The sequence below is a fragment of the Kitasatospora cheerisanensis KCTC 2395 genome, assembly GCF_000696185.1.
GTDB lineage: Bacteria > Actinomycetota > Actinomycetes > Streptomycetales > Streptomycetaceae > Kitasatospora > Kitasatospora cheerisanensis.
The window spans coordinates 2,252,404-2,265,336 of record NZ_KK853997.1; the positions used below are offsets into that span (position 1 = coordinate 2,252,404).

The 12,933-nt window shown below is 73.3% G+C and carries 10 protein-coding genes; 2 read left to right on the forward strand and 8 right to left on the reverse strand.

From position 1 onward, the window contains the following. Positions 1–2: 2 nt before the first annotated feature. The 8 genes from ftsW to rsmH form a co-directional block, all read right to left on the reverse strand. Positions 3–1,367 (reverse strand): putative lipid II flippase FtsW, encoded by a 1,365-nt coding sequence (gene ftsW, locus KCH_RS10145; RefSeq protein ID WP_425268753.1) that lies wholly within the window; start codon positions 1,365–1,367, stop codon positions 3–5. Positions 1,368–1,528: 161 nt separating this feature from the next. Further along, complete coding sequence (murD, locus tag KCH_RS10150; protein WP_157032401.1) at positions 1,529–2,950, reverse strand: UDP-N-acetylmuramoyl-L-alanine--D-glutamate ligase; 1,422 nt, start codon at positions 2,948–2,950, stop codon at positions 1,529–1,531. Beyond that, a complete protein-coding gene (gene mraY / locus KCH_RS10155; RefSeq protein ID WP_035861658.1) occupies positions 2,950–4,011 on the reverse strand; it encodes a phospho-N-acetylmuramoyl-pentapeptide-transferase in 1,062 nt (353 codons plus the stop codon). The genes murD and mraY overlap by 1 nt, the downstream gene beginning before the upstream one ends. Next, complete coding sequence (locus KCH_RS10160) at positions 4,008–5,411, reverse strand: UDP-N-acetylmuramoyl-tripeptide--D-alanyl-D-alanine ligase (protein WP_035861664.1); 1,404 nt, start codon at positions 5,409–5,411, stop codon at positions 4,008–4,010. Before KCH_RS10160 ends, mraY begins: the two co-directional genes overlap by 4 nt. Continuing rightward, entirely contained in the window at positions 5,408–6,952 is a 1,545-nt protein-coding gene (locus tag KCH_RS10165) for a UDP-N-acetylmuramoyl-L-alanyl-D-glutamate--2,6-diaminopimelate ligase (protein ID WP_035861668.1), read from the reverse strand. The genes KCH_RS10160 and KCH_RS10165 overlap by 4 nt, the downstream gene beginning before the upstream one ends. Before the next feature lie 121 nt (positions 6,953–7,073). Then, the gene (locus tag KCH_RS10170; RefSeq protein WP_035861671.1) at positions 7,074–9,200 is read right to left on the reverse strand and encodes a peptidoglycan D,D-transpeptidase FtsI family protein; all 2,127 of its coding nucleotides are present in this window, start codon (positions 9,198–9,200) and stop codon (positions 7,074–7,076) included. Beyond that, on the reverse strand, positions 9,197–9,655 hold the full coding sequence (ftsL, locus tag KCH_RS10175; RefSeq protein ID WP_208865941.1) for a cell division protein FtsL: 459 nt from the start codon (positions 9,653–9,655) through the stop codon (positions 9,197–9,199). The genes KCH_RS10170 and ftsL overlap by 4 nt, the downstream gene beginning before the upstream one ends. A 125-nt stretch (positions 9,656–9,780) precedes the next feature. Beyond that, entirely contained in the window at positions 9,781–10,749 is a 969-nt protein-coding gene (gene rsmH, locus KCH_RS10180) for a 16S rRNA (cytosine(1402)-N(4))-methyltransferase RsmH (RefSeq protein ID WP_035861674.1), read from the reverse strand. A 488-nt stretch (positions 10,750–11,237) separates the two neighbouring features. On the opposite strand from rsmH, the gene KCH_RS10185 reads away from it, so the two are divergent. Both KCH_RS10185 and KCH_RS10190 read left to right on the forward strand, forming a co-directional pair. Next, positions 11,238–11,753 carry a beta-class carbonic anhydrase gene (locus tag KCH_RS10185; RefSeq protein ID WP_035861677.1) on the forward strand — a complete coding sequence of 172 codons (516 nt, stop codon included), beginning with the start codon at positions 11,238–11,240 and terminating at the stop codon, positions 11,751–11,753. Between the two features lie 232 nt (positions 11,754–11,985). Further along, positions 11,986–12,933: an AAA family ATPase gene (locus tag KCH_RS10190; protein WP_035871431.1), complete on the forward strand. Its 948-nt coding sequence runs from the start codon at positions 11,986–11,988 to the stop codon at positions 12,931–12,933.

Here is a 12,933-nt window from a genome sequence, read left to right on the forward strand (position 1 = left end):
ATTCACCGCTCCCTGCGCGACGACCCGGGGGCCTTGCGCGCTGTGGTTCTCCTACCTGGCACCACCCGGTCCAGGACGGACCCGAACCGGGAGTTGGCCCCTTTACGCCATCGGCGGGGCCGGGCAGCCAGCGCTGCCTTCGCCGCCGGAGTGCTGCGCGCGAAGCACAGCAGCAGCCCGACGGCGCACATGGCCGACAGCATCGCGGAACCGCCGTACGAGAACAGCGGCAGCGGGACGCCCGCGATGGGCAGGAGTCCCAGCGCCGACCCCAGGTTGACCACGGCCTGAGCCATGATCCACGTGGTGGCGGCGCCCGCCGCGTACCGGACGAACGGGTCCGTGGTGCCGAGAGCCACACGGATACCCGCGTAGCCTAGTGCCGCGAAGAGCGCGAGCACCGACAGCGTCCCCACCAGGCCCAGTTCCTCGCCGGTCGCGGCGAAGATGAAGTCGGTGTGCGCCTCCGGGAGTTGCCCCCACTTCTCGACGCCCGCGCCCAGTCCGGATCCGAACGGCCCGCCCGCCGCCAGCGCGTACAGGCCGTGCAGCGCCTGGAAGCAGTCCAGGTTGGGGTCCGGCTTGGTGACGCCGACGCAGGCGAGCCGGCCGAGCCGGTGCGGCACCGTGATGATCAGCGCGGTGCACGCGACCACCGCGATGCCCAGGGTCGCCGCGAACAGCCGCAACGGCGCGCCGACCATCCAGAGCAGCCCGAACAGCATCGCGACCAGCACCATCGTGGTGCCCATGTCGCCGCCCAGCATGATCAGCATCATCAGCACGACGGTGCCGGGCACCAGCGGGACCAGCAGGTGCTTCCACTGGTTGAGCATGTGCGTGCGCTGCTTGCGGGCCAGCAGGTCGGCCGCCCACAGCAGCAGCGCGAGCTTGGCGAACTCGGACGGCTGGATCTGGAAGAAGCCCAGGCTGATCCAGTTCCGGTTGCCGTTGATCCGCACCCCGACGCCCGGGATCGCCACCAGGACCAGCGCGGCCACCACCCCGAACAGCAGCGGGTACGCGGCGCTCCGCAGCAGCTTCACCGGGGCCCGGGTCAGCGCGACCGCGATCGCCCCGCCCAGCAGCAGCGCGATCAGCTGCTTGCGGAAGAAGAACGTCATCGGCAGGCCGAAGTCGATGACCACGCTCTGCGAGGCGGAGAACACCATCACCAGGCCGAGCACCACCAGCAGCAGCGCCGAACCCAGGATCAGGTAATAGGGCGTCAGGGGACGGGCCATCAAGTACCCGAACCGCTCGCGCGCCGCGCGCAGCCGGGCGACGGGGCCCTCCGACTTGAAGGTGGTCGTGGTCGCCGAGACCAGTCGCAGACGCGGCTGCTTCTCGTTGCTGGCCACCACCATCTCCTCATCTTCGGGGGTCACATGCAGGGGCGCGGGGAACTGCGCGACAAGCGCAACGCACGTCCGCAAGGTCGCGATCAAGTGCGGGTCGTTCTCCGGCATCGCGATCTTGCGGTGGGGTGCCTTCCGCTGCGCGCAGTTCCCCGCGCCCCTGGGTCTGCCTACAGCTCGCGTACCGCTGCCGCGAACAGGTCGCCGCGCTCACCGTAGTTGGTGAACATGTCCATCGACGCGCAGGCGGGTGCGAGCAGCACGGTGTCGCCCTTCTGCGCGGCGGCGGCGGCCACGCGGACGATCTCGGTCATCGCCTCCGCGCCAGTCTTCCCCGGCGCGGGTTCGAACACCGGGACCTCCGGGGCGTGTCGCGCCAGCGACTCGCGGATCAGCTGCCGGTCCTGCCCGATCAGGACGGCGGCCCGCAGCCGGTCGGCCGCGCCGGCGACGAGTTCGTCGAAGGTCGCGCCCTTGGCGAGGCCGCCGGCGATCCACACCACCGGGCGGTACGCGGCCAGCGAGGCCGCCGTCGCGTGGGTGTTGGTGGCCTTGGAGTCGTCGACGTAGGTGACGCCGTCGATCTCGGCGACGTGCGCGATCCGGTGGGCGTCGGGCGTGAAGGCCCGCAGCCCGTCCCGGACGGCCTTGGCGTCGACGCCGTAGGCCCGGGCGAGCGCGGCGGCGGCGAGCGCGTTGGCGATGTTGTGCGGCGCGGGCGGGTGGATGTCCGCGACGGCGCCGATCTCGGCGGCGGCGCGGTCCCGGTCGGGGACGAACGCGCGGTCGACGAGCAGGCCGTCGACGACGCCGAGGTTGGAGACGGCGGGGGCGTCGAGGCCGAAGCCGATCGCCCGGCAGCCCTCCTCGACGTCGGCCTCGCGGACCAGCGCCTCGGTGGCGGGGTCGGCGAGGTTGTACACGCAGGCGACCTGGTTGCCCTGGTAGATCCGGCCCTTGTCGGCGGCGTACGCCTCCATGGAGCCGTGCCAGTCGAGGTGGTCGGGGGCCAGGTTGAGCACGGCGCCGGAGTGCACGCGCAGCGACGGGGCCCAGTGCAGCTGGTAGCTGGAGAGCTCGACGGCGAGGACGTCGTAGGGCTCCTCGGCGAGGACCGCGTCCAGCACCGAGACGCCGACGTTGCCGACGGCGGCGGTGCGCCTGCCGGCGGCGGTGAGGATGGACGCCAGCATCTGGACGGTGGTGGTCTTGCCGTTGGTGCCGGTGACGGCCAGCCAGGGGGCGGGCTCGCCGGTGGCGGGGTGCGGGGTGCGCAGCCGCCAGGCGAGTTCGACGTCGCCCCAGACCGGGACGCCGGCCTGCTCGGCGGCGGCGAACAGCGGGCTGTCCGGCGCCCAGCCGGGCGAGGTGACGATCAGTCGGGTGCCCTCGGGCAGGCTCGCGCCGTCCCCGAGGCGGACGGTGACGCCCTGTGCGGTGAGGGCGGCGGCCTTGGCGTCCAGCGCGGGGCCGGTGCCGCCGTCCACCACCGTGACGTGCGCGCCGAGGTCGTGCAGGACCTTGGCGGCGCTGACCCCGGAGAGGCCGAGTCCGGCGACGACGACCGGTAGTCCGGCCCACTCCGGGTTGATCATCCGGTCACCCATCCCGCGTAGAAGAGTCCGAGTCCGACGGCGACGCACAGGCCCTGGATGATCCAGAACCGGACCACGATCAGGACTTCGCTCCAGCCCTTGAGTTCGAAGTGGTGCTGGAGCGGCGCCATCTTGAAAACGCGCTTGCCGGTCATCCGGAACGAGCCGACCTGGATGATCACCGAAAGGGTGATGATCACGAACAGGCCGCCGAGGACGGCGAGCAGCAGCTCGGTGCGGGAGACGATGGCGAGGCCGGCCAGCGCGCCGCCCAGGGCCAGCGAGCCGGTGTCGCCCATGAAGATCTTGGCGGGCGAGGTGTTCCACCACAGGAAGCCGAAGCAGGAGCCCATCAGGGCGGCGGCGACCACGGCGAGGTCCAGCGGGTCGCGGACGTCGTAGCAGGACGCGGTGGCCGTGATCGCGTAGGCGCAGTTCTGGGTGTGCTCCCACAGGCCGATGAAGGTGTAGGCGCCGAAGACCATCACCGAGGCGCCGGTGGCGAGGCCGTCCAGACCGTCCGTCAGGTTCACGCCGTTCGACATCGCGGCGATCATGAAGTACGCGAAGAGGACGAACAGCACGGGGCCGATCTTCCACTCGAAGTCGCGCACGAAGGACAGGCTCTCCGAGGCCGGGGTCTTCCCCCGGCTGTTCTCGAACTGCAGCGCCAGCACGGCGAAGGCCAGCGCGACGAAGGACTGGCCGAGCAGCTTCGCCTTGGCCCGCAGGCCCAGCGAGCGGCGCTTGACCACCTTGATGTAGTCGTCCAGGAAGCCGACCAGGCCCAGTCCGGTGGTCAGGAAGAGCACCAGCAGGCCGGAGGCGGTGGGCGACTCGCCCGTTATCGCCTTGGTGGCGAAGTAGGCGATCAGGGTGGCCACGATGAAGGCGATGCCGCCCATGGTGGGCGTGCCCTTCTTGCTGTGGTGCGCCTTGGGGCCGTCGTCCCGGATGTACTGGCCGTAGCCGTGCCGGGCGAGCAGCTTGATCAGGGCGGGGGTGCCGAGCAGGGTCAGCACCAGGCCGATCAGGCCCGAGAGGAGGATCTGCTTCACTTCGCGGCACCGTCCGCGAGCAGTGCCTCGGCGACCTTCTCCAGGCCGACCGAACGGGATGCCTTCACCAGGACCACGTCCCCCGGCCGCACCTGACTGCGCAGCAGCTCGATCGCCGCGTCCGCGTCGGACACCAGCACCGACTCCTCACCCCACGAACCTTCGTTCCTCGCGCCCAGTTCCATCCGGGCCGCCTCGCGTCCGCCGACCGCCACCAGCTTGGTGATGTCGAGCCGGACGGCGAGCCGTCCGATGGTGTCGTGCTCGTCGAGGCTGTCCTCGCCGAGCTCCCGCATCTCGCCGAGCACCGCCCAGGTGCGGCGGCGCTCCGGGCCCCTGCCCGCCATCGTCGCCAGCGCCCGCAGCGCTGCCCGCATGGACTCCGGGTTCGCGTTGTAGGCGTCGTTGACGACGGTCAGGCCATCGGCCCGGTCGACCACCTCCATGCGCCAACGGGACAGCGCACCGGCTTCGCCGAGTGCCTCGGCGACGCGGTCGACGGGCATCCCGAGCTCCACCGCCACCGCGGCGGCGGCGAGGGCGTTCGAGACGTGGTGCTCACCGTACAGGCGCAGCTGCACGGGTGCGGAACCGGCCGGGGTGCTGAGCGTGAACTGTGGCCTCCCGGTGGCGTCCAGGCGAACATCGGTGGCCCGGACGTCGGCGTCCGGGGACTCGCCGAACAGCACCACGCGGGCCTTGGTGCGGCTGCTCATGGCGCGCACCAGCGGGTCGTCGGCGTTCAGCACGGCGACGCCGTCGGCGGTGAGCGCCTCGACCATCTCGCCCTTGGCCTCGGCGATGCCTTCCTTGGAGCCGAACTCGCCGAGGTGCGCGGTGCCGATGTTCAGCACCAGGCCGACGGTGGGCGGGGTGATGCCGGTCAGGTACTCGATGTCGCCCTTGTGCCGGGCGCCCATCTCCATCACCAGGTGGCGGGTGGTCGGGGCGACCTGAAGGGCCGTCAGCGGGTGGCCGATCTCGTTGTTGTGCGAGCCGGCCGGGAAGACGGTCTCGCCGTGCTTGGCGAGCAGTTGGCCGATCAGGTCCTTGGTGGAGGTCTTGCCGGCCGAGCCGGTGAGGCCGACGATCCGCACCTCGGGGGCGCGGGCGACCACCGCGCGGGCGAGCCGGCCGAGCGCGACGACCACGTCGTCGACCAGGATCGCGGGCACGCCGACCGGGCGGGTGGCGAGCACCGCGACGGCGCCGTCGGCGACCGCCGTGGCGGCGAACTCGTGGCCGTCGACGCGTTCGCCGAGCACGCACACGAACAGGCCGCCGGGCTCGATCCGCCGGTTGTCGGTCACCACCGCGCCGGTGATCAGCGCGTCCGGGTCGGCGGCGTCCAGGGTGCCGTCGACCGCCTTCGCGGCCTCGGCCAGGGTCAGAGCGATCACCGGTCCACCTCCATGAGCTGTTCCATCGCGCCCCGCAGCACCTCGCGGTCGTCGAACGGGCGGACCTCGCCCTTCACGTACTGCCCGAGCTCGTGGCCCTTGCCGGCCACCAGCACGGTGTCCCCGGCGTGCGCCCGGGCGACGGCCAGCGCGATCGCCTCGGCCCGGTCCGGGACGGCGAGGACCTCGCCGCGCTCGTCCTCGGGCACCTCGGCGGCGCCGCCCAGCATGGTAGCGAGGATCGCCAGCGCGTCCTCGGAGCGCGGGTTGTCGCTGGTGAGGACGGCAGTGTCGGCGAGCCGGGCGGCGATCGCGCCCATCGGCCCGCGCTTGTACGGGTCGCGGTCGCCGCCGCAGCCCACCACCACGTGCAGCCGGCCCTTGGTGACCTCGCGCAGCGAGGCGAGGACGGCGCTGAGCGCGTCCGGCTTGTGCGCGTAGTCGACCACGGCGACGTACGGCTGTCCGGCGTCGACCTTCTCCAGCCGGCCGGGGACGCCGGGGACCTGCGCCACTCCGGCGACCGCGGCGTCCAGGGCGATGCCGGCGGTGGCCAGGGCGGTGATCGCGCCGAGCGCGTTGGAGACGTTGAACGGGCCGGGCAGCGGCACCGAGGCCTCGGCGCGGGCGCCGTCCGGGCCGAGCACGGTGAAGGTGGAGCCGGCCGGGCCGAGCTGCACGTCGACGGCGCGCCAGTCGGCGGCCGGGTCGCCCGCGGCGGAGAAGGTCACCATCGGGATCCGGGCCTCGCCGGCCAGCCGGCGGCCGTAGGAGTCGTCGCGGTTGGCGACGCCGAGCCGGGCCTTGCCGGGCTCGAACAGCCGGGCCTTGGCCCGGTAGTAGTCCTCCATGTCGGGGTGGAAGTCGAGGTGTTCCGGCGTCAGGTTGTTGAACAGCGCGACGTCGTAGGCCACCCCGTCGGTGCGGCCGTACACCAGCGCGTGGCTGGAGACCTCCATGACCACCGAGTCCGCGCCGGCCTCGTTCATCACGGCGAGCACCGCGTGCAGGTCGGTGGCCTCGGGGGTGGTGCGCTCGGACTTGATCCGCTCCGCGCCGACCCGCATCTCCACGGTGCCGATCACGCCGGGCAGCCGGCCGGCCCCGCGCAGGCCGCCCTCGACCAGGTACGAGGTGGTGGTCTTGCCGTTGGTGCCGGTCAGGCCGATCATCAGCATCCGCTCGGCGGCGGCCCCGTAGACCGCCGCGGCGAGTTCGCCCATCACCGCGCGCGGGCTGTCCACCACGAGCAGCGGCACGCCCGCGTCGGCGGCCAGTTCGGCGCCGGCGGCGTCGGTGAGCACCGCGACCGCACCGGACGCCACCGCGCCGGCGGCGAACGCCGCGCCGTGGTGGTTGGCGCCCGGGAACGCCACGTACACGTCGCCGGGGCGGACCGCCCGGGAGTCGTGGGTGACGCCGGTGATCTCGGCGCCCTCGACGGGCGGCAGCCCGAGCAGCCGGGCCGCCTCGGCGAGGGGCAGCGCCGCGGTGCGGCTCGGACGGGGAGGACTCGCGGAGATTTGATCGGATTTCGGCACGGCCGGAAGGCTATCGGCCCCACGCCCCCCGGGGCCAAACCGGGCCCCGTCGGCGGTGACGCTGCTCACATCGCGCTCGTCGCGCGTTGCGCGCCGCGGAGTGTCGGGGGTGTCGCTCATCTCAGGGCTTCCAGTCGACGGGCAGGTTCGGCGCCTCGCTGCCGCTCGGCGGGACCTGGAGGGACTTGAGGGTGAACTCCATCACCTGCTTGAAGACGGGCCCGCACAGCTGCCCGCCGAAGTGCCCGTTGACCGGGTCCTGGATGACGCAGGAGACCGTCACCCGGGGCTGGTCGGCGGGCGCGAAGCCGATGAAGGAGGCGGTGTACCCGGAGTACTTGCCGGTCTTCGGGTCCACCCGGTTGGCAGTGCCGGTCTTGCCGGCCACCCGGTAGCCCGGGATCTGCGCCTTGGTGCCGGTGCCCTGCTCGTCGGTGACGACGGACTCCAGCATCTCGGTCAGCGTCTTCGCGGTCGATTCCGTCACCACCCGGCTCTGCTCCCCGGCCGGCGCGGGCGTGTACCGCCCGTCCGGGCCGGTGGTGCCGGCCAGCAGGCTGGGGGCGACCCGGACGCCGCCGTTGGCGATGGTGGAGAACACCGAGGTGGCCTGCAGGGCGTTCACCGACAGGCCCTGGCCGAACGGGATGGTGTACTGCTGCGAGCCGTTCCAGTCCTCCGGCTTGGCCAGGATGCCGCGGGTCTCGCCGGGGAAGCCCAGCCCGGTGGGCTTCCCGATGCCGAACCGGTCGAGGTAGCCGGCGAGCACCTTGTTGGCCTCGGCCTGGGTGGCGCCCAGGTGCTCGGCGGCCTCGATGGTGCCGATGTTGGAGGACTTGGCGAGCACGCCCGCCAGGGTCAGGTACCAGGTCTCGTGGTCGACGTCGTCGTGGAACACCCGGTCGGCGCGCTGCAGCGTGTTCGGCACCGTCACGTGGGTGTCCCAGTTCGCCGAGCCGGTGTCCAGCACCGCGGCCATGGTCATCAGCTTGGCGGTGGAGCCGGGCTCGTACGCGTCCTGCAGGGCGGGGTTGCCGAGCTGGTCGGCGCGGGCCGAGGCCAGGTCGTTCGGGTTGAAGCCCGGGGAGGCGGCCATCGCCAGCACCTGACCGGTCTTCACGTCCTGGACTATCACGTAGCCCTTCTCCGCCCCGGCGTTGGTCACCTGGTCGGTGATGGCGCGCTGGGCCGCCCACTGGATGTCCGGGTCGACGGTCAGCCGCAGGTCGCTTCCGGGCACCGCGTCCTGCCGGCTGCCGCCGGCGGTGGCGACCCGGCGGCCGGCGGCCGAGGCGTAGGTGGAGTATCCGTCCTGGCCGGCCAGCAGCTGCTGGTACTGGAGTTCCAGGCCTCCGGTGCCGGTGCCCTCCGAGTTGACGAAGCCGACCAGGTTGGCGGCCAGGCCGTTCGCCGGGTAGCTGCGCCGCGTCGACTGCTCCCAGAACACGCCGGCCAGCGGGTTCACGCAGGCGGTGTCGAGGAACTGCCGGCCGCCCTTCTCGGGGGCCTTGCCGAGCAGTTCGCGCTGGCCGCGGCAGGCCGCGGTGTCGGCCTGCTTGGTCAGCGTGCTCTTCAGGTCGGCGATCCGGCCCTTCGCCTGCGGGGTCTGACGGGAGGTCAGCAGCGCGTACTGGCTCTTCGGGTTCTTCGCGTTCAGGTGCAGCGCCGCCGCCAGCTTCTCCTTCGGCTGGCCGAGGATCGGCGCGAGCAGCGCCGCGGCCTGCTCGGGGGCGTCCGGCAGGTGGGTCGCCTCGGGAGTGAACATGGTCGGGTCGGCGGTGATGTCGTACGCGTCCACGCTGGTGGCGAGCACGGTGCCGTCGGCGGCGGTGATCGTGCCGCGCTCGGCGGGCAGCGCCACCCGCACGTACTTGTTGGCGCCGGCGGCGGCCGCCAGCGCGTCCGAGTCCAGCAGTTGGAGCTGCACCAGGCGGCCCGCGAAGATCGCGAACACCAGGCCCAGGCAGACCGTCACCAGCCGCAGCCGGCGCTTCGGGTCGGCCAGCGTGATGGACCGCGGCCCGGCCGGCGGGCGTCGGGGCGGCCCGGGCCGGCGGGCGTCGGGGCGCGGCCGGGGACGGGCGGCGGGCCGGCCCTGCCCGGCGGACGGGCGAGGGCGGGCCGGGCGCGGCGCGGCGGCGTCGCCGGAGCGGCGCGGCTCGCCGACCCGGCGGCGGGGCGCGGCGGGGCGCCCGCCGGCGGGCGGGGTGCGGCGGGGGCGGTGCGGGTCGCCGGGCGGGCGGGTCACCGCTGGGCCCGGGCGAGGCGCTGCCGGACGCGGCGGGGGGCGGGGCGGGGCCAGGTCGATGCCGGGGTCGCCGGGCCGGCGCCCGGCGACGGGGAGGGCGAGCCGGAGGCGGCGGGGCGCTGCCAGGGCTCGGTGCTGCTGCGCGGCACCGGCGGGTTGTCCTCGGCGGACTTGGGCTTGCCGGTGACGCTGCCGTCGGCGCCGAGGAAGACCGGGTCGCCGCCGGGGACCATGCCGAGTTCGCGGGCGCGCTGCTCCAGCGCGTCGGGTGCGGACTGGGCGGCGATGTCCTGCTGGAGGGACTGCTGCTGGTCGGTGGCCTCGGTGGTCTGCTTCTTCAGCCTGGACAGCGTGAACGAGCCTTCGTTGAGGGCGGTGTTGAGCATCAGCAGGCCGAGCAGCCCGGCCGACAGCAGGGTGACCACCAGCACCGCGAACGGGGTGCGCCCCCGCATCGAGCGCGCCCCGGGGCGGACGGTGATCCGCGCCCTGCCCCCCTGCCCGGGGACGCGCCCCGGGTCCGCTCGCCGGCCACCGGCACCGCTCCACTCCCCTTCGATCCGCTGCTCCCGGCGGCTGGCTACCTCCGGGTCTCTCTGATCCTCTCCGCCACGCGCAGCCGTACGGGCGCGGCGCGCCGGTTCTCCTCGATCTCCTCCTCGGTGGCCAGTTCGGCACCGCGGGTGAGCAGTTTCAGCCAGGGCTGGAGCTCCTCGGGGATCACCGGCAGGCCCGGCGGGGCGGTCGAGGTGGCCCCGGCCTGGAGGTACTGCTTGACCAGGCGGTCCTCCAGCGACTGGTAGGACATCACGACGATCCGGCCGCCCACCGCCAAGGCGTCCAGCGCGCCGGGGATGGCCCGGTCGAGGACCTCCAGTTCGCCGTTGACCTCGATCCGCAGCGCCTGGAAGGTCCGCTTCGCCGGGTTGCCGCCGGTGCGGCGGGTGGCGGCGGGGATGGCGTTGCGGACCAACTCCACCAGACGCGCGCTGGTGGAGAACGGTTCCTTCTCGCGTTCCCGGAGCACCGCGGAGGCGATCTTCCCGGCGAACCGCTCCTCGCCGTACACCTTGAGGATCCGGGCCAGGTCGCCGTGGCTGTAGGTGTTGAGGACCTCGGCGGCGGAGATGCCGCGGGTCTGGTCCATCCGCATGTCGAGCGGGGCGTCCTGGGCGTAGGCGAAGCCGCGGTCGGCCTCGTCCAGCTGCATCGAGGACACGCCGAGGTCGAACAGCACGCCCTGCACGGCCGGGATGCCGAGCTCGTCGAGGACGCGCGGGATCTCGTCGTACACGGCGTGCACCAGGGTGGCGCGGTCGCCGAAGCGGGCCAGCCGCTCGCCGGACAGCTTCAGCGCCTGCGGGTCGCGGTCGACGGCGACCAGGCGGACCTCGGGGAAGCGGGTCAGCAGGGCCTCGCTGTGGCCGCCGAGGCCCAGGGTGGCGTCCACCACCACCGCGCCGGGTGCGGAGATCGCCGGGGCGAGCGCGTCCAGGCAGCGCTCCAGCATCACCGGGATGTGCCGGGGGGTGGGGCTGTCGGTACTCATACGGGGGCGGGGCCTTCCTCAGGTGCAGGGTGTGCCCGGCCATTCTCGCCTACCGGCCCGCCGGTTCCGCACGCCGCCCGTGGTCCCCGCCCGCTCGCTCGGGGGAAGGAGCGACCGCCCGGCGCCGGGGAAGGTGCGCCAGGTGGGCACGGAGCGGGAGGAGGCCGCGGGCTGCGTGCGGGCCGGTGGCCCGGTGCGGAGAGCGGCCGGGCGCCCGGTTGCCGGGTGCCGTCCGCCGTGCTCCACTGCGCGGCCAGACTATCGCCCACGCCTCGCCAGTCAACGCTCCGCGACGGCGCACCACCCGGCCGGCCGTATCGGTCTGCGCAGGTCGGGCCGGTGCTGCGGCCGCGGGCGGACGGGGCGCGGGCGCTCGCGGCGCGCCGGTCGAACCGGGTCGAAGCCGCCCGAACCGTGTCCGGGCCCGGCGGGTAAAGGCTTCCGCAGGTGGGCCCCGCGGGCGGCGCGCCGCCACTACCGTCGTCGCCATGGCACCTGCACCCGGCTCCGACCGGCCGTCCGAGACCGACCGCTTCGTGGCGGCGAACCGCTCCTACGCCGAGACCTTCCGGGACGGCGGCATGGACGCCCGCCCGGTGCGGAAGGTCGCGGTGGTGGCGTGCATGGACGCCCGGCTCGACCTGTTCGCCGCGCTGGGCCTGGAGCTCGGCGACGCGCACATCATCCGCAACGCGGGCGGCGTGGTCACCGACGACACGATCCGTTCGCTGACCGTCAGTCAGCGCGCCCTGGGCACCCGGACCGTGGTGCTGATCCACCACACCGGCTGCGGCCTGCTCGGCCTGACCGAGGACTTCCGGCACGACCTGGAGCGCGAGGTCGGTCAGCGCCCGCAGTGGGCGGTGGAGGCGTTCACCGACCTGGACGCCGACGTCCGCCAGTCCATGCAGCGGGTCCGCACCTCGCCGTTCCTGCCGCACCGCGACCAGGTCCGCGGTTTCGTCTTCGACGTCCACACCGGGCTGCTCCGCGAGATCCGCTGAAACCGTCCGGGCCCCGCCCTCGTCCCAAACCGGGACAGCCTTCGCGTGTCGCCCGGCCGGGTGACTTCTGGCCGTGGGACAAGGAAGAATGCGCCAAGTATTCGGGGTGGGCCGGGCTCGAACCAGCCGCCCGGCGACTGTTGCACATGGGAGCGTACGGGTGACGACCATCAACGGACAGGGCACGGAGCAGCCGGAGTCGGGCCGCTACGAGCGCCGGGAGCCGGTCGGGCTGGCGGAGCTTACGGCGGTGGTCGACCGGGTCCGGGCGTCCGTCGAGAGCGTGATCGAGGGCAAGCCGGAGGCGGTCCGGATCGCGCTGACGGTGCTGCTCGCCGAGGGCCACCTGCTGCTGGAGGACGTGCCGGGCGTCGGCAAGACCATGCTCGCCAAGGCGCTGGCCCGCTCGGTGGACTGCACGGTGCGCCGCATCCAGTTCACCCCGGACCTGCTGCCGTCGGACGTCACCGGCACCAACGTCTTCGACCAGCACCAGCGGGACTTCGAGTTCCGGCCGGGCGCGATCTTCGCGCAGATCGTGGTCGGCGACGAGATCAACCGGGCCTCGCCGAAGACCCAGTCCGCGCTGCTGGAGTCGATGGAGGAGCGCCAGGTCACCATCGACGGCACCTCCTACGAGCTGCCCTCGCCGTTCATGGTGATCGCCACCCAGAACCCGGTCGAGATGGAGGGCACCTACGCCCTCCCGGAGGCCCAGCGCGACCGCTTCATGGCCCGCATCTCGATCGGCTACCCCAGCCCCGAGGCCGAGTACGCGATGCTCGACCTGCACTCGGCCGCCAACCCGCTGGACGACCTGCAGCCGGTCGCGCACGCCGCCGACCTGCTCAAGCTGATCGAGGTCGTCAAGGGCGTGTACGTCTCCGACCCGGTCCGCCGGTACGCCGTCGACCTGGTCGCCGCCACCCGCAACACCCCCGAGCTGCGGCTCGGCGCCTCCCCCCGGGCCACCCTGCACCTGGTCCGCGCGGCCCGCGCGCACGCCGCCCTGGACGGCCGCGACTACGTGCTGCCGGACGACATCCAGGCGCTCGCCGTGCCGGTGCTGGCGCACCGTCTGCTGCCCACCTCGGAGACCCAGCTGAGCCGCCGCACGGTGGAGAACGTGGTGCTCGACCTCGTGGCCCGACTGCCGATCCCGCGCCCGCAGGGCCGCTGA